The following is a 26,864-nucleotide window of genomic DNA, read 5'->3' as shown; positions in this document are numbered from 1 at the left end:
GCAAACAATATACCTTTATTGCGTTTATGCAAAATTTATTTACTAAACTACACAGCAACTACATTGCCAAGCTTACTACTGTTTCAGTAAAAGCCTCATACAAGGTTCCGTTTGTCAAGCGTCTCCCCCTGACAAAAATAAATATCACCATCGGGAAGATACTTTACAGGCTGGTCACTATTTTTTTAAGAGACAGACAAAGGACCATAACCCGCAACGATATTAAATACCATATAGACTTAACTGAAGGAATAGATCTGTCTCTGTTCGTTTTTGGTAAATTCCAGGAACACACTTATAACAACAGAGTTCTTCAGCTTCCGGACAACTCAACAGTGCTGGATATCGGTGCCAATTGCGGAATAATGTCATTGCACTATGCAAAATTGGCCGGCTTAGGAAGGGTATATTCATTTGAGCCGACACATTATGCATTCTCAAAACTGAAAAAAAATCTGACACTCAACCCTAAGCTTTCAAAACGTATAATCCCTGTTCAATCTTTTGTTTCATCAATGAGATCTGATGCCCCTGTAATCAAAGCTTATGCGAGCTGGAAAGTTGACAACAGCGGAAACGGCGACAGACATCCCGTACACTGGGGAATAGAAAAGCCTTCAGATGGAGTAAAAGCTGTCACTATCGATGATTTCTGCAAAGAGCAAAATATCCGATCAATTGATTTTATAAAGATTGATACTGACGGGCATGAAATGGAAGTTCTAAAAGGCTCGCGAAAGATAATCTCCAAATGCAGACCGACAATACTCTTTGAGCTTGGAGTGTTCATGATGGAAGAAAGAGAGCTTAATTTCTTTTCATATTATGATTTTTTCCGCTCGCTGGATTACAGACTGTTTAACAACACGAAAACAAAAGAGATAACTATTCATAATCATTTTAAATACATCCCGCTGAAAGGCGGAACAGATATTCTCGCAATCCCTAATGAGAAAGCACAGTAGAATCAAGAAATTTCTAATACCCGTTATAAATTGTAACATCCGCAGGGGGATTAATAAGCCTTACAAACCCGACAGGGTCGTCCAAATAACGTGTTTCTTTCATTTCTACAGGCGGATCTGTTTTTAATGTCTTAATCCAATGATATGATATTACAACCTCGCCTGCATCCGGCTTTAGATTTGAAAGTTTAAGATTATTTATTGAAGCGTCAATTTCTCCAGAACCTTTCAGGAAATAATCCCCCTGCCTTTTAACTTCATAAAGCCTGAAAATGCCGTTCTGTGTCTTTTTTCCAATATAATCGGGAAAAGATTCAACGAGCCGAACAGCAGCAGGAGACCAACATATAATCCATTTTATATTATAGAGGTCGCAATACTCCCCGATTTTTCCTCTGTCATACCATTCAAATTTCTCATGAAAAAGAAATCCATCGTAAAAACTTACAAAACTGTCCTTCATTGGATCCGTTGAATATTCACTGCCTACAAACTCACGGCCAGTATAATCCGGGAAAAGCACTGCAAAATGTCCGCCAAAATACATATGTCCGCTTTCCCAATCCGAGTTTTCACAGAGGATGCGCCCTTTCGCCGTTGTGTTATTTTTGATCATCTCAACCAGCGGTTTAATGCCAGATGGCTCTTCAGTGGCAAGACGGAAATCCTTACGAACATAAAAATGATAATAGGGAGTAAAAAGAAAAACTGTCAGAAGTATTAATGAAACAATCCATGTCATGTTTTTAACAACTTTACCTTTCCCTTTATTAATGAGCTCGTAAAATGAAATTAAACCTACCGCAGCAGGAAGGGAAAGGAATACGTTCATTGTTATGATAAAGCGCAGAGGAGTGAGGCGTTTTGTAAATTCCTTGAACGAGCCATAGAACCCAAGAAGAAAAAAACAGGCGAATGCTCCTGCAAGGCAGAAGAGAATACTTTTTTTCCCGGTTTTAAACCATTCGCGGAAACCGTAAAAAGTTAATAGAACAAGTAGCAGATCAAACAATGTGTTCTTTTTAAAAGGGATGCCGGCATAGTCATTAAAAATTGAATATTGGAAAATATAAGTTTTAACCGGTTCCCATGGACTGGTTGTAAAATATGGGTCCCATGGGAAGAAATTGGTTCTAAGATCAAAGAAAAGAAGAAGAGGATGATAGATAGGATAAGTCATTAAGAGTATTACACCAAAAGATACAAATAATGATAAGGTGAGCTCCTTTGATGAAGAAAGATTAATCCTTGAAAGCAACAGAAAAAAAACAGGAATAGCAACTGCAACGGCAGCAAGAATATGTATCCAGAAAGTCACGATACAGATTACCGTGAAATAAAAAAGTCTCCTGATCTCCCTTTTTTCAAAATATGAATGGAGAATCGAAGCAGCAAACAATGACAGATAAGAAGCAAATACGAATGAAACAGTACCCCATTTAATGAAATCAACACATATTGACGTCTGAAGATAAAGCGTTCCAAGCACAGTAGCTGCAAGAGATTCCCTTTCATCACAGCCGAAATTCTTTGCGCTGTAATAGAGCGCAACAGGGATTAGCAGAACTGATATTACGAAGAACAGCTTAAACCCCGCTTCATATGAAATCAGTCCTGACAATAGTCTTGCAAATATCCCCCATGCCTTGCTGTCGATTGAGAGAAGTGTAAGCGTTACAGTCCCGGCGCGGAAAAAGGGAAGATATCCCCATATCGTGCTAAAACCCTGAGTGTCTATAATCCTATTCTGAATAAGGGTGCCGCCGTAATGTATTATAAAATCGTCGGAATATATGAGGGTCTTTGAGAACCACTCTTTGAATGGAAGATAAGCTGTCACAAAAAAGAACTGCTGAAGGATGATAATGCCAAGAGCAATTCTGTTTCTGATTGACGTCACTTTTGGGCCTCTAATCCTAGAAGTGCCTGGCTCAGACCTACAAATGCACCTGTACATATGACTATAGTCAGAAAATAATGAACTGCCAGCGCGTAGATGAGAAAGAATAAACCGCCGTCTTTGAACAGGAATCTGTAAAATCCGGCATCCAGAAGAACAAATAAGATAAATGAAACCACGGCAGGAATAAGGAATATTGATGATATGGCGGCAAGAACAAGGAAAAGAAAACTCAATCCTGCAAATATAGCAGCATATGATCTTTCAGCAGTGACATAATTTTTTTCAAACTTTTTTCTTTTCCAGAAAAGATGCATCCAGAGCCTCGTCCTCTTGAAAAGTTTTTTTACGAGATTTGTAAACCGTGAAGAGTGTTCAAAATGATAAAACCTTATCTGCTTATCAACCACCATCTTGTGCCCTCTGCTGACTATCCTGTGACCGATTTCAAAATCCTCTATATCCGCCTTTACGCCGAATTTTCTTTCAAATCCACCGACTTCAAAAAAAACATCCTTTCTTATAGCACCTGCAGTAAGGATAAAAATGCTAACATCATCGCATGCTGAATAATGCCAGTATGCAACCTGCCTGTCTCTGTATCGTGAGAAAAAACTCAGTTTATTCGGATTTACGTCAAATACACCGCTTACGCACGCTATATCAGGATTTTTTCTGAAAACTGATACCAGCCTCTCAATCCCCCCATTTTCAACGACAGCGTCTGAATCGACAAACATTATTATATCGCTCTTCGCATTCTCTGCTCCGATGTTTCTCGCTAGAGAAGGTCCGCTTTTTTCTTCAAGCTTTATGAGTCTGCACGGGAATTGCTTCACTATCTCAATGGTGTTGTCAGTGGAAAGGTCATCAACTATTATGACTTCAAAATCAACTCCCGTAGTTTCGTAAATCGCCTTAAGGCAGTCTTCTATGGAAAAAGACGCGTTATATGTAGGTATTACAATGGAAATTTCCGTCATGATTTATTTTCCTGTTTCATGGGTTGTTTCTTCATACTCTAAAGCTTTTCTGTACACCTGCATAATTATGGAGCCCGATTCATAAAAGTTTCTGTAAATTTTTAAATTACCCATACTCTCTCTTTTATTTCCATCTCCAAAAGTTATCGAGTTTATTCCCTCATTCAGTGGAGCAGTAAATTTCAATTCCGGAGAAAACTCATCTTTTGTGCCGTCAATAAAAAGTAAAATTCTTCCCCCTTCTTGTGCTGATATATTTTTCCATGTAAGAAGTATATGGTGTGGAATATTGTCAGATAACCGGCTAACATCATAGTATACAAACCTATCCGATTCACTGCTTACACCAACTCTGAGGAATGAACCTCTGTAAACTTTCCCTTCATTTGTATCAAGTGCCTCCCCAACCTTGTCAACATTTATAACAGAGGATTTGCCGGCATTTAAGGAAAACACCTTCACTTTATCGCTCTTATTCCATTCCCAGGCTGGTTTGAACCAGAACTCCACTGTTCCCTCTTTGCCATGTCCATCAGGCGTTAATTGGATTTCTGTTCCATTCCATTTCTCCTCTTTCATCTGGATTTTACCACCTGACAAATAACGCAGAATATTCCCATCGCGAACTTCAGCAGTTAGTCCTGAAGGAGGATAGACACTTATATTAAGCGTCCTGCTTACACCTGCATTAATATATCCGAGGCTTTTAAGTTTATCTTCCTCTTCTCTTGTAAGACGTGTCTTTGCTGGTGCAGGATTGTTCATTGCCATTACCCAGTCCAGAAGCCCATTCTTCATTTCTTTGGCTTTTTCTTTCTCTTCATAATAAATATTATTTTTTTCTTCCGGGTCCTTATTGATATCGAAGAGCATTGGAGTATCAAGCACTGGTAACGACATTATCAGCTTCAAATTTCCAGATATCAGACTTTTATAGTTGTGCACCTCGCTATGGGCAATTGGTTTTACTATGGCATTATTTTCTGAAATCCCTGAAATCCCTAAAATTAATGAACGGAGGCTTTTCCCCTCAAGCTTGATATTGGATTTCACTCCCAGCAGGTCAAGAAGAGTAGGCATCACATCAACATGCTCTACTATTCCGTTTATACGAGCTCCGTGTGTGTATTTCATATCTGCCGGTAGTTTTATAATGAGAGGCACATGGATCTCTTCCTGGTAAAGGCTTTCGCCGTGTTCTATAAGATGATGTTCTCCCAGCATCTCTCCATGGTCTGATGTAAATATTATGAGAGTCTTGTCATAAACCCCTTCCTCTTTTAGCTTGGAGATTACTTCTCCAATAAAACGATCCAGATAGCTTATTTCTCCGGCATAGAGGCTCCTCATTCTGTTTGTATCAGCTTCTGAAATGTCCTCTTTTTTCTTATTATACGTATCCTTTATCCATTCATGAGAGCGGTCAAAAGTACCTTTCACTTTTTTATTTAAAATCTTCTCATAATCATCAGTAAAAGGAATATGCGGAAGATATGGATAGTGAGGCTCAAAATAATGGAGCCACAGGAAAAATTTTCCATTTTTCTTTTTTTCAATCCACCTAAGACTGTCAGCATGGAATTCTGTTACTGGTCTTTGAAAATCAGAATCAAGTTTTTCGTCAAATGTGTCAAAACCCTGCTGGAAGCCAAATTTAGAGCTTACAAGAAAAGTGCTTATAAAAGCACCTGTGGTAAAGTTGTCCTGCTTTAAAACTTCAGCAAGTGTGGTTTCTTTTTCAGAAAGAGGATTGTTGTAGCTCAAACAGCCATGCTGAATAGGATATCTGGATGTCATAAGAGATGCATGTGAAGGGAGCGTCCATGATGCCTGGGAAATTGCATTTTCAAACAGAATCCCGTCTTTTGCAATCGAATCAATTGAAGGCGTTTTAATCCATCTATTCCCGTAACATGAGATGTAATCTGACCTCAGGGTATCAGCTACAATAAGGACTATATTGTAATCTTTTTCTGCATTGATGTTTTTTTTTCCGCATCCGCCTGCAGATACGAGAATAACAGCAATAAATAAAATAAATAAACAACGCTTCATTTTCAGTACTCTATCCTCAGATTAAAATACCTGTAATAGCTTGGAATAGTTATATCAAAAGTTTCATCTATTCTTTCTCTCATGCCGGAAAGAAACTCCTCCCTTTGTTTTTCGTCCATCCTGGAAATAATGTCATCTGATTTCTGCCTGTTCCACCAGAGAAGATAGCCTGCTCCCCGGCCTATGCCCCGGTAGAAATACGGGTTGTCTGCAACCACAGCAGTTCCAGGAAGTGATTTAATATCTCCAACCTTATCCCAGTTTTCCCAAAAAAAAGCCTCTCCTGCCGAACTAATAAATTTCTCACTGTATTCATCAGGTAGAGATAATGCTGTTTTAAGAACTTTGCTAAAATCATGCTTAAAATAAGGACCGCTTGTTTCAGCTATACCATCAATAAGATATCGCCTGTAAAGCGGGTCCGTCTTTTCCAACCACGAATTAAACGTCGCAGTCGACTCAAAGCCGATAAAAGACATGTCTCTTCCAATAGCACAATAAATAAAACCCGCAGTAACTGGATTAACATCTTCCGTTACACTACTCCAGAAATCAGCATTTGAAAAGTGGGGGTTATGGATGTGAAGATCCTCAAAAGAAGCATCATATCTTTGATGCACCCTATCAAGAAATTTTATTGAAGCCTTAATTTTACTTTCTGTTTTAAAATTGCAGGAATAGGATGAAATCTTCCCTATTTCCCTTTTGATAACCGGCAATAAATAAGACGGAACAGTTTTAAAAATATCATCAATCTCAATTTTTTTATTCCCTGCTTTTATATCAAGAGTATCCACATCTATTTTAGCTCGTTCGAAAAGACCATTTGAATAACCCTGAATAAGCCATTTTTTCTCAGTATCAGAAGATTCTTGCATCAGAGGAATTATTCCCTTAAGTCCATCATCTTTATTCCCCATTGCTATACCGGCTCCCCTGAATGCAGCAACTTTGTAGCCCTCATCTATATCCGACAGCTTCCTGTAAACATCCGGCAAATTGTTACCGTACACCTCAGTGATTTTTTTGCCAAGAACCATATAGTCAGAACCGGTATAAAGACTTCCTTTGAACCATTCTCTCTCTATAGCAAGCTTGTAATAAGAGTTTCCTGTTAAGCCAAGTATAAGCAATATAATAAAATAACCAGACCATACTCGTATAGTTTTCTTTTTTTCACTTAACAAAAAACATATAAAGAGAGCCATAAAGAAAAAGGCAAAAGGAAACAATGGGACAAAATACCGGTAAGAAAGATAATAATATGTATCAAAAGGATTATAAAACATAGCATCAAAAAACTTCTTTTTAGGCACTTTAAAGCCCGATGCAATGAATATGGCTGAAAATACTAAAGGGAAAAAAGCAAGAACCATTTTACCATCAAGAAACCCATTATCCTCTTTATCAGAACGTCTAAATGAGAATAAACATATAAAAAGATTTTTGACATCCCTGCGGTACCGGAAAAAGAAATAAACAACAGCACCCATAACAACAGCGTAATAGAGAAAGCTGTCAATGTTGCTCCAGCCGATCCCTTCAAATCCGAAGGAAAGGGACATCCCCGTAGTAAGATATCTTATTGTTTTTGCCCAGATGGACTCATCCGCCTCTGCAAGGTATATTGGAGTCCCATGGAAGTTAAGGCTCATTGCCCCGTATTTGATGGTGTTATAAAGCCATGGCAAAAACCCGGCACAGAACGACAATGCGTAGGCTGCAAAGGCTTTTCTTGCAAAAAAAAGACGGTCTTTGAGAAACCAGAAAAAAAGACATAGAACAACCGTCGCAATAAAGGTTAAAACAAAGTAAGTGGCAAAACCACTGATGACTCCGGCCAAAATAATAAATAAAAGGTCAGGATTCCTGTCTCCGTTTTTTTCATATAAACCCACTGTCATCAGATAAATCACTACAATAGTGAACAGGCAGCTTTCATAATGGTTCCCAAGGGCAAGAACAGAATACTTGATAGCATTTGGAGGCGCAAAAATAAAAAAAAGAGAGAATAATAATGCACATTGTTCACCAGCAATCCTTCTTACAAAGAAATACCAGAACGAGAACAAAAGTACGGTCACAGCAAGAGCAAGATATTTTAACGACATATATGATTCGCCGAAGAGCAGGTAAAAAGGAGCAGCAAGAACTCCCATTATCATCGCACCTGGGGCATAGGGCTGATGCTGATAAAAGAAGAGAGGCATCTTGAGTCCGCGAATCATTTCAATTGCTATGGTGCCGTTATATCGCTCCTCATCCTGGATAAAGATATCGAAGTTAGCAAGAAGCAGGAAAACCCTGTGAACAAGGAGAAGAATTAAAAAAAAGAAAAAAGTTGTATTCTTTTTGATCATTTGTATTCCTTTATGAACAAACAGCAATCATCAGTCTTCTCTCTCCAAGTTAGAAAAATGAATCTAATCAGCGGCATATAATTAAACAGAATAACAAAAAAAATTACTACAGGCAAAGAAAAGAGAAAATTTTCAAAGATGTAAAGCAATTGAAATGGGTTGAAAGTATGACGTATGATAATATATAGTTAGCTTTGCATAAGCAAATACGATTATTGAGGGTGCGATTATGACATTATATAAATCAAGAAAATGTTTACCGGTATATATGGCCTTTGTTTTACTTTTGCTTCCATGTCTGGGATGCATGAGAAAACCGGTCGAAAAAAACACTAATCTCAATATCATTCTCATAACCATAGATGCAGCAAGGGCTGATCATATAGGGGCTTATGGATACAGGAGGGAAACTTCACCTAACGTGGACAGGATCGCAAAGAATGGCGTGCTTTTTGAAAACTGTTACTCCCATGCGTCATGGACATTGCCGTCAATGATATCAATGTTCACTTCTATTCTTCCCGTTATACATGGAAATGTGCGTGCCCAGATTGAAAGCAAGAAAATAATCTACCAGGAAGTTTTAAGCGATGACTTTGAAACACTCCCGGAATTCATGAAATCCGCTGGATACACAACTGCAGGGTTTTCAACAAACGGGCATTTAATTCGTAAAGAGGGGTTTGCGCAGGGTTTTGATTATTATGATGAAGAATGCCTTTGGGAAAATGCGGAATGTGTAAATGAAAAAGCAATAAGCTGGTTAGAAAACAATCATGACAAGAAATTCTTTATGTGGGTTCATTACATAGATGCCCATGCCGATCACCAGCCCGGGATAAAAGGAAGGTACAATCCGCCGGAAAAATACAAAGAAATGTTCAAAGTAGAGGGCGATCCCATGGGGAAGGAAGTATCAGAAGCTCTCTATGACGGAGAAATAAGGCACTGCGACGATGTATTCGGTGAATTATTAAAGGAATTCGAAAAATACGGGATACTCGAAAATTCAGTTATTGTTATAACAAGTGATCATGGCGAATCATTCATGGAACACGGGAAATGGTATCATGCTGACAATGTTTACAGAGAACTGATACATGTCCCATTTATAATTTCATATCCCCCGCTCTTTGAAAAGGGAAAGAAGATTGATACCGTTGTAAGTCACATAGACCTTCTCCCCACACTTCTTGAAATTGCAGGAATAAATCCAGCGTCTCGGATTGAAGGCAAAAGCCTTGTCCCCTTACTTGAAGGAAAAGGCAATAAATGGGAAGACAAAAGTGTTTATTGCGAAACCAGAAAATATGATGGTCTTGATCTCAGGACTATTATCCTTGATAATTACCAATATATTCTTAACTATAAAGACGGCATGGAAGAACTTTACAACATGGCAGATGACCCATTAGAAACAAAAAACCTCATTAATGAAAAGAAAATATTATCAGCAGAAATGCGCAAAATACTTGAACATGAAGTAAGTACAAAAGAAAAACTGGCAAAAAAACCACTCCTTGTTGAAGAAATGGAAAAGGAAAGGATAGAGAAGCTCAGATTACTTGGATACATTAAATAAGGGTAAGCCTTCTTGATATCAATCGACTCTCTGCTCCTTGCAATCGGCACAGTATCCTGTCTCAATTTCATTCCTCAGAAATTAAAGTTTGTAACACAGCCTTTCATGCTTTTTTTAGCCGGCTGCTATATTCTGACAGATATAATTCCTGCAATCGTCACATCTCAAAAAGCTATTTCTGAAAGGTCTGTTTATCGTGCAAAACTTGTAATCATTGCCGCTTTGATTTTATCAGTCCTTATAATACCAACACTTTACAGCACCTATGAACGGCATATCTTAGGTGTAAAGTCCTATGCCCACGACGGAGGGGTAATACATACCAAAGAAGCCATGAAAATGTTTATTGAGGGAAAGAACCCATATACATCAGATTACCGCGGCACGGAGCTTGAAGAACAATATTTATATGAAAACCATCCTTTCGGGCTCCGTACTATAATTTACCATTATCCCTATCTTCCGCTCTCATTCCTGCTGCCGATTCCATTTTACTATATTTCTATTAATACCCTTGGCTGGTTTGATATGAGGTTTATTTATCTCGTTGCATTTCTTTTATCACTTTGGCTGGCATTATCATTTTCAAAGAGATACACAAACCGTCTTCTGATAATCATAGCAATAGGATTAAACCCCGTCTTCTCTCAATACATTATCCCTGGACGGAATGACATATTGGTATTCTTCTTCCTTCTATGCATCATTTATTTTCTTCGCAGAAACAAAATCCAGACTGCGTCACTTTTTTTTGGACTTGCATTTACCGTCAAGCCAACCTCGTGGCTTCTTTTACCTTTTTTCATTCATTACATTTACCTCAGGAACGGAGGAACCAGCTTCAGCCAGAAAGTGTTAGGAACTTTTAAAAAGATACTCCCCTTTGTAATTTTAGTGCTTGTAATAATTGGTCCATACCTTCTATGGGATTTACATTCATTAAAAGAAGATGTTTTTGATTTCAATTTAGGAAAGATACAGGGTTCAAGCTATCCGCTTGGAGGAAGCCCGGGATTCGGTTTTGCACAATTATTTGTTTTTGCGGGATACGGTGAACAGGATTATATTCCTTTCTGGATATTCCAGCTTATTTTCTGTACTCCGCTTTTTCTAATATTCATAGCATTACAGCGCAGGCAGAACACAGTAAAAGCTATGGTCATTTTCTATACCGTACTGCTTTTTTTCTTTCTTTATTTTTCAAGATTTTTCCACAACAATTATATAGGTTTCACATTAACACTTCTCTGCATAGGGGCGCTGATGGATGAAGAGAACACAAAAGTATAGACCAGCAATCATCCCAGGCAATATCTAATCAGACCAGGGAATATGCAATCAAACATTGATAAAGATAGGAACCTGACTTTCCATGTAATCGTAATTCTAATTGTATCATTCATATTAAAACTCATACTTCTGCTCAGGTTTTCAAATATACCGTTCGTGAACGATGAACTCTTCTATAAGACTCTTGCAGAGGGGCTTTCATCAGGAAACGGAGTTGGGATTCAAAAAGATGTCCTCTGGAACGGGCTTCTCTGGCCTCCAGGCTACATATCCTTTCTTGCAGCGCATATATCTTTATTCAACAACTGGGTGGTTGCAGCTAAACTTTCCCAGATAGTTTTAAGCACTCTGTCAGCATATGTTATATACCTTATTGGGAAAAAATATTTTTCGGAGAAAACCGGGGCAATAGCCTGCGCAATTGTTTCCTTTAATCCTACTCTTATTGCCTTCACTCATTATTTCTGGAATGAGACGCTCTATATATTCCTTTTCTACCTGTTCATTTACTGCATTTTAAGAACGACAGAGGAGGAATCAATCCGGTGGCCAATAATCTCCGGAATCATGCTTGCTGCAACAGCTTATATCAAACCCCTCTCCCTTTATTTCTATCCGGTCATAATGCTCTGGATGTATTTTTCTGCCGGGCTCAGAAAAAAGAAACAGATGAGGAACATTTGCCTGCCCCTTATAACGGCTCTTCTTCTAATTTCTCCATGGACTATCAGAAACTATATCGTATACGACAGGTTCTGTTTGGTTGACGCCAATCTGGGAGTGAACCTAATAAGCGGTAACACGCCCGGAGGTCCGGCTAATTACGATTACAACATGTGGAGAAGTTACAAGACCTATGAAAACCCCGATATGTCAATGAATGTCATAGACAGGGACAAAGAAAGAACTGCGATTGCATTAAAATGTATCGCTGATGCACCTTTGGATTTTCTAAAAAAAATACCGACCAAAATATGTGATCTTTTCTCTCCGACCTCATTTCTTGTGCGCCACATCAAGTTAAAACTTTACGGCAATCCCGAAAGCTCAATCGCCAAAATAACCATCTGGACCGATGTTTTGTCCTACATGGCGATAGTCCTTCTCGGCATTGCAGGATTGGTAATCGGAACCGAGAGAGCAAATTCTTCTCATATCAGGATCCTTTTCCTGTGCCTGTTTTTCTATACAATAACAATCCACACAATTACATTCGGAATGTCAAGGTTCAGGCTGGGGCTAATGCCTTTTGTTATGCTCTATGCAGCTGATGCTCTCTGTACCGGAATACCCGCTCTAACTAAAATAAAACGTACTGCACTGCTATTTGCTTCCATTTCTGTAATTATTTTTATTATCATGTGGATGAAAAGAATCGGTTCGGTTTTTCTCTAAACACAAGAAGGGACATGACATGAAGGGAAAGATGGATAAAGAGAAGCTTGAAAAGGAGATAATAGAATTCCTGAATGAGAATAGTTCGAGGAAAGGAACTCTTGATGTGGGATGCGGACTTGCACATGGAAGCGCATGCGCACTTGCCACATGCAGGAATAATAAACCGAGAAACACTCCGGTTGATTTCTTCAGCGAAGGGCTTGTTCTGTGGATAGGTGCTGAACCAGGGGAAAAAGTAGTTAACATCAAAGAGAACCCCTCTGTGTCAGTCACGGTTTATAAATCAGTGGGAGACCACAGCGCGACAAACAAGAGCATGCAGTATTTCGGGAATGCGGCCCTTATCACAAAAAAGAACAATGAAAAGCTTTACCTTGAAAAATTCCGCGAGTTTGGCATGTACGATTCAATGGGAAAGATGGTAGATGACAGGATAAAGAGAGGAGAGCTTCCTGAATCTGAGAGAGAAACTTTTTTTGAAAAGGTCCTTAATGCCTTCAGTCTCATAAGAATAGAACCTGAAAAGATAATTTATCTCTATCTTGAACCGGAAAAAAGCGCGGTAAAATATACATGGACTAAGAAAGAGTAACTGTAAATTGTAATTTCAATCGCTTATTATTGTTTGCTTTTCCTGATTTGAATTGGTATTGTCTATTCATACTTCTCGAATTCCTTCGCGCATTGAAGAAATCTGATAACTAGCCTTCTACAACGGATTAAATTGTGACAGAAAAGTTAAAAAATATATTATGTATTTATCCATACAAGAAAGAGCTTTCTTCTGCCGGGTTCATGCCTCCCATAGGTCTTGAAAGCATAGCCAGGACTGCAAGCGAATTTTCAGAGAAGATAAAAATTGTGGATATGCGATTTGAGAATGGGAACCTCAGCCGTTTTATGAACCCCCTCCCTGATGCTGTTTTAATCAGCGTCAACTGGTACTACGAGAAAAAAAAGGTGAAAGAGCTTATACGCTCAATCCCTCCAGGCATACTTACCATAGTTGGCGGACGTGAAGCCACGGAAACCACAGAAACCCTCTTACAGGAATGCCCCAATATTGATATCATTGTCAGAGGAGAAGGAGAGAAAACAATAAGGGAAATCCTCCAGAACACCCCTTTACACGAAATAAAGGGAATTTCATACAACTGCGATGGAAAAGTCATTCATAACCCCATGAGGGGTATGGATGATCTAAGCCATTTTTATAAGATAGGCAGAAATTTAAGAGATTATAAATATCAGTTTAAAATCAGCGGCATTAATTTCGGATATACAGTTGATGGCGTCTTTTCATCAAGAGGATGCCCGTATAACTGCAAGTTTTGTACTTTCAATTTTACACCCGATGGAGAAAAGATAAAATGGAGAGGCCGTGAGCCTGAAGATGTTGTTGAGGAAATAAAAGAGATCGACGCGGATTTCATAATTTTCCTCGATGAGAACTTCACCCATGATGTAAAAAGAGTTGAGCGGATATGCGACCTCATCATTGAGCAGAAAATTAAAAAAGTATTTGTTTCCAATGCAAGGATAGAAATCTACCGACATCCTGAGGTACTCGCCAAAATGGAAAAAGCAGGATTCAGATTTCTTACGCTTGGTATCGAATCATCACAGGATCATGTTCTAAAGCAGATGAGAAAGGGATTTACAACTGATGATTTGAGAAAGGGATTTGCGGTTCTCCGGAAATTCAATATATTTTCTCACGCCTATTTCATAATAGGCAGCCCCAATGAGACAAAGGAAGAAATGCTCAATATTGCCGGCTTTGCCCGCGAGGTCGGCATTGGCTCCATAGGTGTCAGCAACCTGAGGTGCGCCCCGACCTCTCCCATGTATGCCGAGATAAAAGGTCTCCGCGGCTATCATATTGACAAAAAGGAGAGAGTTTATTCAGATAAATATTCTGTAAGTGATATTAAAGAAATCAGAAAAACAATTTATGGAAAGTTCTACACTGCTTCAACGTTATGGAAGATTTTCGCATTCTTTGTTTCCAATGGTCTGTTGACCCCAAAACTGCTCTTCAACGTCGCAAGGACTTCCATAAATCCCTTTGTTTTAGGACGCCAGAATAAAAAGAAAAATGATGTCAAAAAAGCACGGAAAATATTGAAACAGCAGTCAAAGATTAATAAATAATCATCATTCCTTTACTATCTTCAGGAATTCCTTAAACAGCGGGTCCGAGGCATCCTGCATCAACTCATACATTACAGCCTCGGTAGTCGTAATAACTATCCCTTCACGCCGCATTCTCTCAATTGCAATCTGCATATCGAATCTATCCCTTGAGCTTATGGCATCGGCGGCAAGATAAACATCAAAGCCTTTATTTTTAAGCCCTATTGCAGTCTGGGCTACGCAGATGTGGGCTTCAATACCTGATATTATTAATTTTTGTTTGCCGCTTTTTTTAAGTGCATCATTAAATCCGCTGTCCCCGCAGCAGCCAAAGGATGTTTTTTCAATTTTAACCGCACTGTTTATAAGGTTAGCTATTGCAGGGATTGTTTTTCCCAACCCCTTTGGATAATGCTCGGTCAAAATCATAGGAAGTTTTAAAAGCCCGGCAGTCTTTGCGAGCATCTCTATTTTTCTCTGGAGGTTCAACTGGTCAAGGACATAGGGGAAAAGCTTTTCCTGCACGTCTATTATAATTAGAGCAGAATCATCTCTGCCAAGAAAATTATTCTCAGGCATATTATCTCCTGTCGTCTTTAATGGCAATCATAAGTCCAGTATATGGGCTTTTAATGGCATCCTGAGCAGCTTTGTCAAAAAAGTAATAATGGGAATAAAACTTATCAAGTTCTTTTTTAACATCAGAAAAGAGAATTCGTTTCGCTCCTATCTTGCTGAAAACCTTGTCATAGCCGAAAACCTGATCTGTATTGCAAAGCCAGTCTCCCATTACCAGTATATCCGCTACTTCGGCAATATTCCTGATTACAGCCGGACTAGTATAAGTAACCGTGTAGCGCTCGTAACAGACAACCGGTGATTTAAGAAATGATTTGATATCTTGAGATGGTTTATTTGATATATCCCATATAACTGATTTTATATTTTCGAATCCGCTTTCCTTCATTATATTTTCCGGCTGTTCAAGAACTATAGGTTTGTTGTCAGTAAGAAGAAGGGGATAAAAATTATCGTTCTTCTTCATGAGGTTCACCATTTTTCTCGTGAGGTTGCCGCTCCCTGCCCCGATTTCAATCATGCTCCCGGCACCGATAAGTTTTGCAAGCCTGAATGCTATTTCAACTACAGTATCACCAAAATACGTATAGAAGGGACTTTGTGAAAATTCTGAAAACATCTTCCTTACGCCAGGATTGTTCCAGTCGAATTCGCCGGCAGCTTCCATCTTAAGGATCATCTTCATCATCTTCATCTCAGTGTGAAAGGCTTTTGGTATCTCAGATTCGCTTACATCTTCACCCTGATAAACCCTTTCTGAGGCATTGCCCCATACTTCCCAGTTTTCAAAATAGCTCTTTATAAAATCAGTGTAACCTTTTTCTACTCCTGCCAGCTCAGATTTAACTTTGTTCAGATCCATAAAATCATCCTTTTAACTTAAAATTATTTTTCTTATGGAATCAATCTCATCTACACCGCTAGCTCTAATATCAATCATTGAAGCATCCTTTGCTCCAAGCCCAAGCTCGACAGCACGCTTTATCTGAAGCTGTTCCCATACAGGAGTGTCCTGAATGAACTTTGTCGCACCTATATATTTCATCAGCGCAAGTCCTGTCACATCAACGGCTAGCTGGTCTCTTGATGCGATAATGATTCCGGGATTTTTTGTTTCCCCTTCCGAGGAATTCCCCTCAACTATAGACTTCGTGGCATCCATAACTGTAAGCGATGTTTTCACGGCAAGGCTTATTTCCGGAATCATCTTCGATATTGGCTCGATAGGCTGATAGGGTTTCACATCATTTCCCACAGTCTTCCATTCAAGCCCTTTATGGAGGAATTTCATCCTGTCAGGCACATCTATGAGTCCCACATAGTTCTTAAACCCCATGGTGTAACCTGTAATCCAGTGGACTTTTGGCTGCGGAATGTTAATGACATGGTCAACCTCGTCAAGAACCCCTGAAACGCTGAAGCCTTCCGGCCATGTCACGGCTAAAGCAGGTTTAACTTTTTTATAAGGTCTTTGTTCTCCGGTTATTACTTCTGCCTTAGCATCCATTGCCGCATCATATATCTTAGAGCCCTTCATACATTTAAGAGTATCAAGGGCCATTGTGGAACGGTCTGACACAATGATGCGTGAAGGGTCCTTCTCCCTCACCAACTGCACCATCTCGAACACCACTTCAGGATTAGTGCTTCCGGGCCACGGGGTGCTGGCATTATTATTTGGTTTTAAAAGCACCCTGTCTCCGGGCTTTATAAAATCAAGACCTCCGGAAAGTTCAATCGCTTTCCTTAGAGATTCTTTTACACTTGCCCCCCTTGCAACACCTACAATGGACTGCGGTAAAGAAAGCTCGCCGGCAAAGATATTATCCCCTGCCATGAGCCCTAAATAAGTTAAAGAAGCACCTTTGAGAAATGTCCTTCGCGAAAAGTTCTTATCAGCAAGTAAACTATATAACAAATTCCTTTCTTTTCCTGCCATCCGGAATCCTCCATATAGAAACTAAACTGCTTGATTAAAGTTCATAACCTAATTATATAAATCAACCTAATACAAAAAAAGAAACCATTCAAAGGATTTTATTACAAGGAGATAATGAGATGTCAGGGATATTGGAAAACAAAGTAGCTATTGTGACAGGAGGCGGGACAGGAATAGGAAAAGGAATTGCCATTCGCTATGCAAAGGAGGGAGCTAAAGTCGCAGTAACAGGGAGGCGTCTTGAAAAGCTCGAGCACACCATAAGCTCTATAAAAGCCGAGGGGAGAGAGGGAATCGCGATACAGGGGGATGTGAGCAGTCCGGAAGACATAAAAAGAATAATCAGCGAAGTGCTTTCAAAGTGGGGAAGAATAGACATACTGGTAAACAACGCCGCCATTGAAGGAGAAGGAGGAGCACTGCTCGATATTACTAATGAGGCATGGGATGAGATATATTCCATCAATACAAGAAGCGTATTCATTATGACACGTGAAGTTGCAAAGGCCATGATAGAAAAAGAAATAGCAGGAAAGATAATCAATATCTCATCCATAACATCAAAGACACCTCCAATACACTGCTCGGCCTATGCCTCTGCAAAGGCGGCAGTAAATACTTTAACAGTCTGCTCTGCTCTTGATCTTGGAGAATACGGGATTAATGTAAACTGCATCTGCCCGGGTCTTATCTCAACTCCCATGCTTGAAACTCTCGATAACCGTATGGCATCACAGGGCAAGATCACAATGACTGACCTTGCAGGTATCATGATTGCAACAGGAAGGCTTATGAAAAGAAGAATAGGTGAACCTGATGATATCGCAAAAGTCGCAACCTTCCTTGCAAGCGATTCCGCAGAATATGTAACAGGACAGGTTATCAATGTATGCGGCGGGCTTGAAACGCATTAATTAACTCATTCTTAACGAAAACCCTCTCTCGTCCCAGCGGGAGAGGGTTTTTTATTTGTCAATAAATGCTAAATAAATATATAATTATTTAATATTGACATAAATTAGCAATATGATAATAAAGGCAAAACCAGGAAAGGAGGTGATTACTCATGAAACGGTTTGCCTTGTTATCATTAGCTGCCATTCTCGTCTTATCCTTATTATCACCGGTTATGGCAGCCCAAAAGGAACACCAGCTTACAGGCAACATTCAGTCCATTGATACAAAGAGCGGCAAAGTTGAAATTAAAGGGTCAAGAGGGGAACATACCTGCACAGTAACATCAGAAACAGACATCAAGATAAACGGCGAGAAAAAAGATATATCTGCCCTTAAGGTCGGAGACAAAGTCCTCTGCAAATATATAGAATCAGATCAGGGAGCAATATGCAAAGAGATGTCTCCTGTCGTTGAAAAGAAAAAGGAAGAAAAAAAATAGTAAATTTACTTCTCTGAGGGGTCATGCATTTTCATCCTGCATTGTCCCCTCTTCTTATCTTATTTAGAAAAGGAATCCATTGATGTAATCATTTTTCCATTCATCATCAATTACTGCGCCAATTAGTCTTAATACCAGACTGGACGACACATAATTATTTTTAAACTCTCCGCTAAAAGAGTTTGCATCACAAACAGCGCCTTCATCAGATCTGTCCGCAGCAGAAAGACACAAATCCCACCATGAGATATATCTTCTTATTGCTGTCCCTGTGGCAAACCTGTGATGACGGAAAAATATCCCTTTAAAGCAGTATGGAGAAAATGGATTATGTGAAGTGCTTTCTACAATAATGTTCTTTCTCGGAATAATTGAAAGTTCCTTTGAAATGTCAGCAATCCCATCTAAACGCTTAGAATCAAATCCACTGTCATTTGAAGTATGGGGAATATCAATGATAAGACGTGACAAAGAAAGTAAATCAAGCTTTTCTGCAACGAATAATGGCGCTTTGATACTTTGCGCCGGACGAATAATCCCTATTGATGCATCAGCAATCCCTGCGATCTTAATATCAGAGATAGAAAGTTTTCCTATATTCCCTCCGGAGAATGCCCTGTTTTCAATATGGACGAAGGCATTATCATAAGTCTTTATTTTCCTCTCAATATTAATCTCTGAAAGGGACTCTCTTCCTTTTAAAAAAGAAAGCAATGTTTCATTGAAATTGATGTTCCGTTGTTTCATTATAGCTTACTCTTTAGACATTCCCTTAAGCCGCTGAAGCGCGTTTTCAGTTATTCCGGAGAATTTCCTGAAAAACACTGAATTATTTTGAAGCACAGGATCCATATCCTGCACAATTACCCCGTTTTTTACAAGTTCATTCCACATAACAGTTCCGGGAATAGGCGAATACTCCACAAGATTAACGCTGCTTCCGGCAGCTTTCACAAAACTTATACTCTCTTCTACTTCACTTAGCGGCTGCCCTGGAATACCAAAAAAAACATAAGTCCCCATATTATCTTTAGTAAAGCCCGCACACTTCAGGATATTAACTGCCGCAGCATACTCCTCACTTTTTACCTTTCCTCCCGTGCTTTCCTGTCTTTCAGGATTAGAAGTCTCAAGACTCAACCTTAAAGTCTCAAACTTTGCCTTTTTCATTTTTTCAGCGATATTTTCTGTAATAAATCTTGGATGAAGTCCATTCGGCGCATGGAGGCTGATGCGTATCCCTCTTTCAATAATCCCATCCAATATCTTTTCAAAATGTCCCTCTGCATTGACCAGAAGTGCATCATCATAAAAAGCAAGGTTGGACGCACCTGTACTTTCAATCTGGAGTTCAATCTCCTTTAAAACATCATTGTAATCCCTCTGGATATATTTACCATCAAGAAGTCCTGAAGCACAATAAGCGCAATTGAACGGGCACCCCTGCGATGTCATTATGCAGAAATAATCGCAATTATGATAATCTGAAAAATCCGGATATGGAAGTTCCCCTGCAAAAAGCCACTCATCGCTCTCTATTTTATCAGGCGTTAAATCGCCATTCAATATTGAGATAAGCCTATTCAACCCTCGTCCTTTGTATATTACGTCAGCCCCTGAATTTGCTGCTGCATGTTCAGGACATAGGGTTGCATAAATACCTCCTAACAGAATTTTAGTATCCGGGAAACACTCCCTTATCATTTTGATTGCATGCTGAACCCCCGGATACCAGTAAGTCATGACTGAAGTCACAAGAACAAAATCAGGTTTTGGCACCGAGCTTAGCTTTTTTTTAAAAACCTCAGGAGGCATTCCGTAGCGGCAGTAATTCCTTGGCACATCGGCGAGACATTGCGGTTTTTCTGCTATCTCCCTGTAAAAGTTCCCGCATCCAAAATATTTATCTTGCCGCTTTTGAAGCCCACGGAACGAAAGAAGGTCAAGGTCTCCGCGGTCAAGACAATCAATGAGAGACACATCATATCCGGTTGATTTAAGAAATGATGATATGTAAAGAAGCCCAATTGGCTTCATCCACATGTCAAATGCAGCGAAATCGTATATCCAGGGATTTACGAGGAGTATTTTTTTACCGGTTTTCAAATCTCTGATAGTTTAATCTCTTTCCCAGCTCAGAAGTGGGACTCCCTCAGGGATATTCATGTATATCATTTTTAAAGGAGAAACTTTTATGGCCCTTACGGTGAATGCTTTTTTTATGGCCTGATCTATAGAAATCTTCGTCACTGCCTTGGCCCATTCCTCAAGGAAAGGTTTCATCTTCATCATGCACTGAAGATAACGCGGGTCAGGAGCTTTATAGATTTCCGCTTCGCCCTGAACTGTAAGCCCGTATTCAGAAGGGGCAGTACCATCGGAGAATCCTATTGATATGGCAACTTTTCTTGAATAATGAAGGTTCCTGAATTTCTCACCCCCCTCGCTTGCCATTATTATATCAAGCCCTTCACTCTGATAATCAAGGAGGCTTATGCGCGGAACACCGTCAGGGCTGACCGTGGCAAGAGAAAGACACTGCTTTCTTTTTAAAAACTTTTTTATTTCATTTTCAAGCTCTTTTTTATTTAAATCCCTGAGAGGGATACCCATTTTTTGAATATTCCCTCTTATCCCTACCTGGCGCTCTTCAAAGGTCTGGCCAAGATCAATTTTATCCATGATTACCATTCTCCTTCCATATGTTAACAACTAACTTAAGGATATGATTCATTGTTACTGATAATTTTTTTATATGGGGAAAGTTTTAATCTGTCAATGAGATTTGGAACTGTTTCCAGTTTTGGATAACTCAATAAAGTTTTTACCAAAAATTTACCAAATATAATTTGATTTTACAAAAGTCATATGTATATTAAAAGAAAATCGTTAAATTGCCTGTAAATAAAAACCAAGAGGGGGGTAATGAAATGAAGATGAAAATTTTAACAAGACGAATTTTAGGTATATTCATGATTGTATTGTTTACTGCAGTTTCATCAGCTTATGCTGCTGACAAACCAACAATTGATAAAGTCGTTATAAAGCCAAGCAAAAATGTTAAACGGGGAGATCAGGCACAAATTACAATATCAGGTACAAATCTTGACCAAGTAAATGAATCCGTTGTATTCCGCAAACATGGAGAAGGTAAAAACGGCGATTATTTTTATAGTTATTTTTTTAATCCGACACCAACTGAAATATCAGGAACACTAAATACGTCAGCATGCTCAGAGACAGGAAGTTATGATCTATTCCTTCAAACAGGGCCGTACACTAATACTGTAAATGTAGCAAAAAAAGCAAACGTGTTAAATCTGGTCCCAAATAGGAATGAGTCTAAAATAATAAGCATAAAGCCAAACAAACTAAAAAGGGGAGCAACAAAAAAGATTAAAGTAAAAGGCAAGAATTTAAAAGGCAGTGAGATTTTTGTTTATATATATAAATATATAACTAAGAATGGGGAGGAAACATCTATCGATGCATGTCCGCCGCCTACTGTAATGACGCAGACTATAACAAACAATTCATTTACCGCGTTGGTTTCAGTATACACTGATGCTATTGCTACGAAGTACGATGTATATGTTTATATTAGTGGACAGGATAAAGATGGATGTGCCAAGATGAAGAACGGATTTAGAGTTGTAAAATAATAATTAATAAGAAAATAAATCTGAAAGAGGGTGTAATTTTTACACCCTCTTTTTTTTGAATACGTCATACAGCATTTCCATGTTACAATAAAAAAATGGATACCAAACCCTTCGATGTCATCATAGCCGGTGCAGGTGCAGGAGGAATTGCTGCTGCCATCTTTTGCAGGATGAGGGACCTAAACATCCTCCTTATCGAGCAGAAGCAGGGGGGCGGGCAGATGATATCGGTTTACCCGTCAAAGCCTGTAAAAGACTATCCTGCCTTCAGTGAAATACCTGCCCGCGAGCTTGCCATGAACATGTTACGGCAGGTTAAATCCATGGGGGTAGAAGTACATTCCAATGAAAAACTTGATGATATAAAACGGAACGGAGAACTTTTTACAGTAGCAACATCTCTTGGCAAATATCAGACAAAATCAGTAATCCTCGCTATGGGTGCAGGTGTTTTTACCCCGCGTCTCCTTGGCGTAATAGGAGAAAATGATTTTCAGGGAAAAGGTATTCTTTATGGCATCCCATCAATTAAAGAAGCGCGGGAAAGAAAGGTCGTTTGCGGCGGCGGTGGAAACAGCTCTCTTGAAGCCGCCATCACCATAGCCGACTTTGCCGAAAAAGTGACCTTAGTCCACAGAGGCAGTCAATTCGAGGCATACGAATTCTACATTGATGCAGTCAAGAACTCTCCGATCAATATAAAGTTTAACACTGAAGTCAAAGAGATACTTGGCTGCGAACATGTTGAGCAGGTAATCCTATGCGACCGGACCAATAAATCTTATGAAAAGATTGAGTCCGACATGGTCGTAATAAACATAGGAATGGTCCCTAATTTCACAAAAATCAAAAAGTGGGGGATCCAGGTTGACAAAAACGGCATATGCGTTGACAGGGAAATGAAGACATCAGTTGAAGGAATATTCGCCTGCGGCGATATAGTTTCCTATCCGGAGAAATTGAAGCTTCTTATCACAGCAAGCGGCGAAGGTTCCATAGCTGCAGAATCTGTCTTCAGGTATATAAAGGAAAAAAGTTAATACAAAGCTTCAAGATGCACTCTGAATGTGGAGCCCTTCCCTTCTGTACTGCTCACGCTTATCTTCCCTCCGTACTTCATAAGGATCTGGTTTACTGCGGAAAGTCCAAGCCCCATTCCCTCGCCTTCATCCTTTGTGGTATAAAAAAAATCAAATATGGAAGATAAATTTTTTTCAGGAATTCCCCTGCCGGTATCAGTGATTTCGATCATTACCATTCCCTTATCAACATATCCTTTCACTTCAACTTTTTTTTGCTCTGATTCTTTAACTGCCTGCACAGCATTGTTCAGTAAACTGACAAGCACCTGCTGGAGTTCCCACCATGTCCCTTTGACATCAGGGATATCTTCGGGAATTTCAACATGGAGCTCAACATGTCCATCATGTAAAGATCCCTTCAGAAGATTCAGGGATTTTGTTACTAGCTCATTCACACGAACTGCGACAATCTTTTCCTCCTTCGCAGGTGCAGAGTACTCAAGCAGGTCTCCAACCACCTTGCTGCATCTTTTCCCGCCTTTAAGGGCAAGCTTCACATATTTCTCAATTTTTTCACCGGGACTTCCCTTTTCACTTAACTTTTTCTTAAGCCCCTCAGAAATTTTACCACTTACGCCTGCGCCTTCAAGTTCGCTAAAGAGCGAATCATAAAACTTAGGAATCTGCCGCTCAAGCATCTGAAGGTTTGCGATCACACCTGTGAGAGGATTATTTATCTCATGTGCTATACCCCCGGCAAGTCTTCCTATCGATACAAGACGTTCACGGTGCATCATCTCTGTCCGCAATGCCTTCAAACCAATAAGATTTTTTGCCCGAACTTTAAGTTCAAGTCCGCTTACAGGTCTTATAATACAGTCATCAGCTCCAAGCTCAATTGCTTTTGCCCTCTCACTTATCTCGCGCAGGGAAGATATGAATATAACCGGGATTGCACGGGTCCTGACATTATCTTTTAGAATTGAAAGAGCTCTGAATCCGTTGCAATCAGGCATGATATCATCAAGTATTACGAGGTCAGCCCCATCTTTCTCGCAATAATCGATACCTTCATCAGCTGAAGAGAAGAGAAGTATCCTGTAGCCGCTCTCCTTCAGAATATCAGATATTCTTTTACGGGAGCTTTGAGAGTCGTCAATTACAACGACACTTATATTCTCGTTGGATTTTATTATATCAACCATCGACATCTGCCCAGACAACCCTGCCTGGCTTGCGTGGAGTTGGTTCAGGCACTTCAAGGGGGTATCCGATAGTGATCACACCCATAAGTTCCTTATCTAATACACCGAGCACTTCACAAAGCTCCTCTGCCACATAAACTGCACTCGAGATCCAGCATGCACCAAGCCCATAAGAATGGGCTGAAAGAAGAAGGTTCTGAACGCTTGCCGCCACAGAGAAAAGTGCTTCCGGTGTTTCAGTGAAGTTAATATCTGAAAACACCACAATTAGATTAGGAGCATGATTTGTTGCTTCGAGAAAATGGCGGGTCCTTTTTTTAATATCCTCTGAAGCTTCATCATCAAGAGATGTGATTACTTTTTTAAAAGAGTCTTCAAGGACACGGTATATTTTATCTTTTTCATCGCCTCCAAGGATGACATAATACCAATTCTGCCAGTCCATATAAGATGGCGCCCACAATGCTGACTCTACTACCTTTTCGAGCAGCTCTTTGCTAACAGGATCCTGTTTAAACTGGCGGACACTTCTTCTTGTCTTTATCGCAGCATCAATGTCCATTCCGAATACTTTCCAATGAATCTATTTAACCAGCGTTCCTACTACCTGAAATTCTCCAAATATGTCGTCAGCGTGCGGAGCAGAGCCCATCTCATCAGTGAGGTCAATTCCTGCTTCATGCATTCCCATGTGAAGACCATCATTCCAATAACTGCTGCCGGTTAAATCATATATGTTTCCATTATAAGCTACGTACGCTTTCCCCCCGTCTTTTCCATTGAACTTTGAAAGCTCTTCCAGTGTAAACTCTTTCATGATTATTCATGCCTCCAAAAAAATATATTTGACTCCAATTATAAATTTTCCTTCAATGTCGTGCTGAATCCAATGTCAAAAACCTGGCTGCAATTTGGACATATCAGGTTTATCCTATATGAACTCTTCCCGCTTTTTTCAAGCATTATATGGAATCCGTCGCGATACCCGCATTTAGGGCACACCTTGAAGCTCCTTTTGATGCTGCGCTTTTCGACTCCCATCAAGGCTTCCTTATTTCAAGAGTTTTCATTTTTCTCCAAAGCGATGTTCTGCTTATGTTAAGCTTTTTTGCGACTTCCTGGTAACGCCAGTTACTCTGCTTCAATATGCGTGTGATAACATCTTTCTCAACTATTCTCATGGGATCATCGCTTGCAAGGGCTTTTTCAAGAGGATCAGAGGAAATATTGAACAGCTTTTTAGGAAAATGCTCTATGAGGATTGTGTTGTCTCTGCACACCACTATACAATGCTCAAGGATATTCTCAAGTTCTCTTACATTTCCGGGATATTCATAATTCATGAGAAACTCCATTGCCTTCGGGGATATATTATTGACGTTTCTTGAGAGTTTTTTGTTAAGCTTTAACATGAAATGCTTTATAAGAAGCGGGACGTCATCTCTGCGTTCCCTTAATGGAGGAAGCATGATAGGAACAACGCTAAGTCTGAAATAAAGGTCTTCCCTGAATTCCCCCTTCTTTATAAGTTCTTCAAGATTGCGGTTTGTTGCTGCAATCACTCTCACATCAATGCGCTGGTTTTTAGTGCTCCCGACCTTCTCGAACTCCTCATTCTGTAAAATCCTGAGAAGTTTAACCTGAAGGCCCTGGCTCATATCCCCGACTTCATCAAGAAAGATAGTCCCGTTATTGGCTAGCTCAAACCTTCCTATCTTATTGTTTATCGCCCCTGTGAATGCTCCTTTCACATGTCCGAACAGCTCGCTTTCAAGGATCCCTTCGGCAAGGGCCCCGCAGTTAACTTTTACAAACGCCCCACCCTTGCGCGGACTGTTATAGTGTATTGCTTCAGCAATAAGTTCCTTTCCTGTGCCGCTCTCACCCTCTATGAGAACAGTGGTTTTTGTCTGTGCGACTGCCGGAAGAATCTCGAATATCTCTTTCATCTTGTAGTTTTTAGCAACAATATTGTTGAAAGAATATTTCTCTTCTATTTTCTCGGTGAGGAATTTAACCTGCGAGATATCCCTCATAACATGGACAGAACCGGAGGGTTTGCCTGAGCTGTCAAAAAGAAGAGAGTTGTTTATGCTAACAGCTATAAGATTCCCTTCAGGAGTCAATATCTCAGTCTCATAATTATTAATGTTCTCTCCGGTCTGGAGCGTTCTCTCAAGAAGACAGTTGTTTCTGCAGCTTGCAAACTTGCAAACGCTCCCGCATATCCTGCCAATCACTGTGCCAGGATTTACCCCGAGAAGCCTGTTTGCAGCTGAATTAATAAATGTAATATGTTTTTGGATATCCATTACAAGTATTCCATCAGGAATATTATCAAGAATAAGACCATAATTTTTTTCCATTCTTTTCTTTCCCCCTCTTTATTCTT

At 39.6% G+C, this 26,864-nt stretch carries 25 protein-coding genes; 10 read left to right on the top strand and 15 right to left on the bottom strand.

The features are described from left to right. Positions 1 to 26: 26 nt before the first annotated feature. Entirely contained in the window at positions 27 to 965 is a 939-nt protein-coding gene (locus HZA77_11465; protein MBI5376045.1) for an FkbM family methyltransferase, read from the top strand. Positions 966 to 978: 13 nt separating this feature from the next. On the opposite strand, the gene HZA77_11460 is transcribed toward HZA77_11465, so the two are convergent. From HZA77_11460 to HZA77_11445, 4 genes are read right to left on the bottom strand one after another with little or no spacing between them, the layout of a single operon-like run. Further along, positions 979 to 2,865, bottom strand: a complete 1,887-nt coding sequence (locus HZA77_11460) for a hypothetical protein (GenBank protein ID MBI5376044.1) — start codon at positions 2,863 to 2,865, stop codon at positions 979 to 981. Next, the gene (locus HZA77_11455) at positions 2,862 to 3,848 is read right to left on the bottom strand and encodes a glycosyltransferase (GenBank protein MBI5376043.1); all 987 of its coding nucleotides are present in this window, start codon (positions 3,846 to 3,848) and stop codon (positions 2,862 to 2,864) included. Before HZA77_11455 ends, HZA77_11460 begins: the two co-directional genes overlap by 4 nt. A gap of 3 nt (positions 3,849 to 3,851) precedes the next feature. Next, on the bottom strand, positions 3,852 to 5,903 hold the full coding sequence (locus tag HZA77_11450) for a sulfatase (protein ID MBI5376042.1): 2,052 nt from the start codon (positions 5,901 to 5,903) through the stop codon (positions 3,852 to 3,854). A gap of 2 nt (positions 5,904 to 5,905) precedes the next feature. After that, complete coding sequence (locus tag HZA77_11445; GenBank protein MBI5376041.1) at positions 5,906 to 8,263, bottom strand: hypothetical protein; 2,358 nt, start codon at positions 8,261 to 8,263, stop codon at positions 5,906 to 5,908. Positions 8,264 to 8,492: 229 nt separating this feature from the next. Here HZA77_11445 and HZA77_11440 point away from each other — a divergent pair, with 229 nt between their 5' ends. The 5 genes from HZA77_11440 to HZA77_11420 all read left to right on the top strand — a co-directional run bounded on the left by HZA77_11440 (position 8,493) and on the right by HZA77_11420 (position 14,687). Further along, entirely contained in the window at positions 8,493 to 9,845 is a 1,353-nt protein-coding gene (locus tag HZA77_11440; GenBank protein ID MBI5376040.1) for a sulfatase, read from the top strand. A 12-nt stretch (positions 9,846 to 9,857) separates the two neighbouring features. Then, positions 9,858 to 11,135 carry a hypothetical protein gene (locus tag HZA77_11435; GenBank protein ID MBI5376039.1) on the top strand — a complete coding sequence of 426 codons (1,278 nt, stop codon included), beginning with the start codon at positions 9,858 to 9,860 and terminating at the stop codon, positions 11,133 to 11,135. 42 nt (positions 11,136 to 11,177) lie between these two features. Beyond that, positions 11,178 to 12,530: a glycosyltransferase family 39 protein gene (locus tag HZA77_11430; protein MBI5376038.1), complete on the top strand. Its 1,353-nt coding sequence runs from the start codon at positions 11,178 to 11,180 to the stop codon at positions 12,528 to 12,530. Between the two features lie 19 nt (positions 12,531 to 12,549). Beyond that, on the top strand, positions 12,550 to 13,125 hold the full coding sequence (locus HZA77_11425; GenBank protein ID MBI5376037.1) for a pyridoxamine 5'-phosphate oxidase family protein: 576 nt from the start codon (positions 12,550 to 12,552) through the stop codon (positions 13,123 to 13,125). A 134-nt stretch (positions 13,126 to 13,259) separates the two neighbouring features. Continuing rightward, on the top strand, positions 13,260 to 14,687 hold the full coding sequence (locus HZA77_11420; GenBank protein MBI5376036.1) for a radical SAM protein: 1,428 nt from the start codon (positions 13,260 to 13,262) through the stop codon (positions 14,685 to 14,687). A gap of 3 nt (positions 14,688 to 14,690) precedes the next feature. On the opposite strand, the gene HZA77_11415 is transcribed toward HZA77_11420, so the two are convergent. Genes HZA77_11415 through HZA77_11405 form a run of 3 tightly spaced genes read right to left on the bottom strand, consistent with a single transcriptional unit; the run spans position 14,691 to position 17,187 of the window. Continuing rightward, on the bottom strand, positions 14,691 to 15,248 hold the full coding sequence (locus tag HZA77_11415) for a hydrolase (protein ID MBI5376035.1): 558 nt from the start codon (positions 15,246 to 15,248) through the stop codon (positions 14,691 to 14,693). A gap of 1 nt (position 15,249) precedes the next feature. Further along, on the bottom strand, positions 15,250 to 16,110 hold the full coding sequence (locus HZA77_11410; protein MBI5376034.1) for a hypothetical protein: 861 nt from the start codon (positions 16,108 to 16,110) through the stop codon (positions 15,250 to 15,252). Between the two features lie 12 nt (positions 16,111 to 16,122). After that, complete coding sequence (locus tag HZA77_11405) at positions 16,123 to 17,187, bottom strand: DUF362 domain-containing protein (GenBank protein MBI5376033.1); 1,065 nt, start codon at positions 17,185 to 17,187, stop codon at positions 16,123 to 16,125. A gap of 119 nt (positions 17,188 to 17,306) precedes the next feature. Here HZA77_11405 and HZA77_11400 point away from each other — a divergent pair, with 119 nt between their 5' ends. Further along, positions 17,307 to 18,101 (top strand): SDR family oxidoreductase, encoded by a 795-nt coding sequence (locus HZA77_11400; GenBank protein MBI5376032.1) that lies wholly within the window; start codon positions 17,307 to 17,309, stop codon positions 18,099 to 18,101. Positions 18,102 to 18,253: 152 nt separating this feature from the next. Continuing rightward, positions 18,254 to 18,583 carry a hypothetical protein gene (locus tag HZA77_11395; GenBank protein MBI5376031.1) on the top strand — a complete coding sequence of 110 codons (330 nt, stop codon included), beginning with the start codon at positions 18,254 to 18,256 and terminating at the stop codon, positions 18,581 to 18,583. A 63-nt stretch (positions 18,584 to 18,646) separates the two neighbouring features. Here the strand turns inward: HZA77_11395 and HZA77_11390 are convergent, their stop codons facing one another. From HZA77_11390 to HZA77_11380, 3 genes are read right to left on the bottom strand one after another with little or no spacing between them, the layout of a single operon-like run. Continuing rightward, positions 18,647 to 19,330, bottom strand: a complete 684-nt coding sequence (locus tag HZA77_11390) for a hypothetical protein (GenBank protein MBI5376030.1) — start codon at positions 19,328 to 19,330, stop codon at positions 18,647 to 18,649. 6 nt (positions 19,331 to 19,336) lie between these two features. Beyond that, complete coding sequence (locus HZA77_11385) at positions 19,337 to 20,689, bottom strand: radical SAM protein (GenBank protein ID MBI5376029.1); 1,353 nt, start codon at positions 20,687 to 20,689, stop codon at positions 19,337 to 19,339. Between the two features lie 12 nt (positions 20,690 to 20,701). Next, positions 20,702 to 21,265, bottom strand: coding sequence for a pyridoxamine 5'-phosphate oxidase family protein (locus HZA77_11380; protein MBI5376028.1), 564 nt, complete (start codon positions 21,263 to 21,265; stop codon positions 20,702 to 20,704). A 248-nt stretch (positions 21,266 to 21,513) separates the two neighbouring features. On the opposite strand from HZA77_11380, the gene HZA77_11375 reads away from it, so the two are divergent. After that, the gene (locus HZA77_11375) at positions 21,514 to 22,245 is read left to right on the top strand and encodes a hypothetical protein (GenBank protein MBI5376027.1); all 732 of its coding nucleotides are present in this window, start codon (positions 21,514 to 21,516) and stop codon (positions 22,243 to 22,245) included. Between the two features lie 95 nt (positions 22,246 to 22,340). Further along, positions 22,341 to 23,285, top strand: coding sequence for an NAD(P)/FAD-dependent oxidoreductase (locus tag HZA77_11370; GenBank protein ID MBI5376026.1), 945 nt, complete (start codon positions 22,341 to 22,343; stop codon positions 23,283 to 23,285). Here HZA77_11370 and HZA77_11365 read toward each other — a convergent pair. The 5 genes from HZA77_11365 to HZA77_11345 are packed head-to-tail and all read right to left on the bottom strand — an operon-like array spanning position 23,282 to position 26,838. After that, positions 23,282 to 24,472, bottom strand: coding sequence for a response regulator (locus HZA77_11365; GenBank protein ID MBI5376025.1), 1,191 nt, complete (start codon positions 24,470 to 24,472; stop codon positions 23,282 to 23,284). The genes HZA77_11370 and HZA77_11365 overlap by 4 nt on opposite strands. Next, positions 24,465 to 25,034: a nitroreductase family protein gene (locus HZA77_11360; GenBank protein ID MBI5376024.1), complete on the bottom strand. Its 570-nt coding sequence runs from the start codon at positions 25,032 to 25,034 to the stop codon at positions 24,465 to 24,467. The genes HZA77_11365 and HZA77_11360 overlap by 8 nt, the downstream gene beginning before the upstream one ends. A 21-nt stretch (positions 25,035 to 25,055) precedes the next feature. Continuing rightward, the gene (locus tag HZA77_11355; GenBank protein ID MBI5376023.1) at positions 25,056 to 25,289 is read right to left on the bottom strand and encodes a cytochrome B5; all 234 of its coding nucleotides are present in this window, start codon (positions 25,287 to 25,289) and stop codon (positions 25,056 to 25,058) included. Between the two features lie 38 nt (positions 25,290 to 25,327). Continuing rightward, positions 25,328 to 25,513, bottom strand: a complete 186-nt coding sequence (locus HZA77_11350) for a hypothetical protein (GenBank protein ID MBI5376022.1) — start codon at positions 25,511 to 25,513, stop codon at positions 25,328 to 25,330. Then, the gene (locus HZA77_11345) at positions 25,513 to 26,838 is read right to left on the bottom strand and encodes a sigma 54-interacting transcriptional regulator (GenBank protein MBI5376021.1); all 1,326 of its coding nucleotides are present in this window, start codon (positions 26,836 to 26,838) and stop codon (positions 25,513 to 25,515) included. Before HZA77_11345 ends, HZA77_11350 begins: the two co-directional genes overlap by 1 nt. Between the last annotated feature and the right edge of the window lie 26 nt (positions 26,839 to 26,864).

It is taken from the genome of Candidatus Schekmanbacteria bacterium (assembly GCA_016219965.1).
GTDB lineage: Bacteria > Schekmanbacteria > GWA2-38-11 > GWA2-38-11 > J061 > JACRJM01.
Note: the sequence above shows the minus strand (reverse complement) of the source record. Positions and strands in the feature narration are given on the sequence as shown.

What these genes read in the sequence shown, in the direction of transcription:
- HZA77_11425 (MBI5376037.1), top strand. Translation starts at nt 12,550, where the DNA reads ATGAAGGGAAAGATGGATAAAGAGAAGCTTGAAAAGGAGATAATAGAA.
- HZA77_11400 (MBI5376032.1), top strand. Translation starts at nt 17,307, where the DNA reads ATGTCAGGGATATTGGAAAACAAAGTAGCTATTGTGACAGGAGGCGGG.
- HZA77_11455 (MBI5376043.1), bottom strand. Translation starts at nt 3,848, where the DNA reads ATGACGGAAATTTCCATTGTAATACCTACATATAACGCGTCTTTTTCC.
- HZA77_11390 (MBI5376030.1), bottom strand. Translation starts at nt 19,330, where the DNA reads ATGAAACAACGGAACATCAATTTCAATGAAACATTGCTTTCTTTTTTA.
- HZA77_11345 (MBI5376021.1), bottom strand. Translation starts at nt 26,838, where the DNA reads ATGGAAAAAAATTATGGTCTTATTCTTGATAATATTCCTGATGGAATA.
- HZA77_11350 (MBI5376022.1), bottom strand. Translation starts at nt 25,513, where the DNA reads ATGGGAGTCGAAAAGCGCAGCATCAAAAGGAGCTTCAAGGTGTGCCCT.
- HZA77_11415 (MBI5376035.1), bottom strand. Translation starts at nt 15,248, where the DNA reads ATGCCTGAGAATAATTTTCTTGGCAGAGATGATTCTGCTCTAATTATA.
- HZA77_11445 (MBI5376041.1), bottom strand. Translation starts at nt 8,263, where the DNA reads ATGATCAAAAAGAATACAACTTTTTTCTTTTTTTTAATTCTTCTCCTT.
- HZA77_11430 (MBI5376038.1), top strand. Translation starts at nt 11,178, where the DNA reads ATGCAATCAAACATTGATAAAGATAGGAACCTGACTTTCCATGTAATC.
- HZA77_11450 (MBI5376042.1), bottom strand. Translation starts at nt 5,903, where the DNA reads ATGAAGCGTTGTTTATTTATTTTATTTATTGCTGTTATTCTCGTATCT.
- HZA77_11405 (MBI5376033.1), bottom strand. Translation starts at nt 17,187, where the DNA reads ATGGCAGGAAAAGAAAGGAATTTGTTATATAGTTTACTTGCTGATAAG.
- HZA77_11380 (MBI5376028.1), bottom strand. Translation starts at nt 21,265, where the DNA reads ATGGATAAAATTGATCTTGGCCAGACCTTTGAAGAGCGCCAGGTAGGG.
- HZA77_11375 (MBI5376027.1), top strand. Translation starts at nt 21,514, where the DNA reads ATGAAGATGAAAATTTTAACAAGACGAATTTTAGGTATATTCATGATT.
- HZA77_11370 (MBI5376026.1), top strand. Translation starts at nt 22,341, where the DNA reads ATGGATACCAAACCCTTCGATGTCATCATAGCCGGTGCAGGTGCAGGA.
- HZA77_11410 (MBI5376034.1), bottom strand. Translation starts at nt 16,110, where the DNA reads ATGGATCTGAACAAAGTTAAATCTGAGCTGGCAGGAGTAGAAAAAGGT.
- HZA77_11365 (MBI5376025.1), bottom strand. Translation starts at nt 24,472, where the DNA reads ATGGTTGATATAATAAAATCCAACGAGAATATAAGTGTCGTTGTAATT.
- HZA77_11465 (MBI5376045.1), top strand. Translation starts at nt 27, where the DNA reads ATGCAAAATTTATTTACTAAACTACACAGCAACTACATTGCCAAGCTT.
- HZA77_11360 (MBI5376024.1), bottom strand. Translation starts at nt 25,034, where the DNA reads ATGGACATTGATGCTGCGATAAAGACAAGAAGAAGTGTCCGCCAGTTT.
- HZA77_11355 (MBI5376023.1), bottom strand. Translation starts at nt 25,289, where the DNA reads ATGAAAGAGTTTACACTGGAAGAGCTTTCAAAGTTCAATGGAAAAGAC.
- HZA77_11440 (MBI5376040.1), top strand. Translation starts at nt 8,493, where the DNA reads ATGACATTATATAAATCAAGAAAATGTTTACCGGTATATATGGCCTTT.
- HZA77_11395 (MBI5376031.1), top strand. Translation starts at nt 18,254, where the DNA reads ATGAAACGGTTTGCCTTGTTATCATTAGCTGCCATTCTCGTCTTATCC.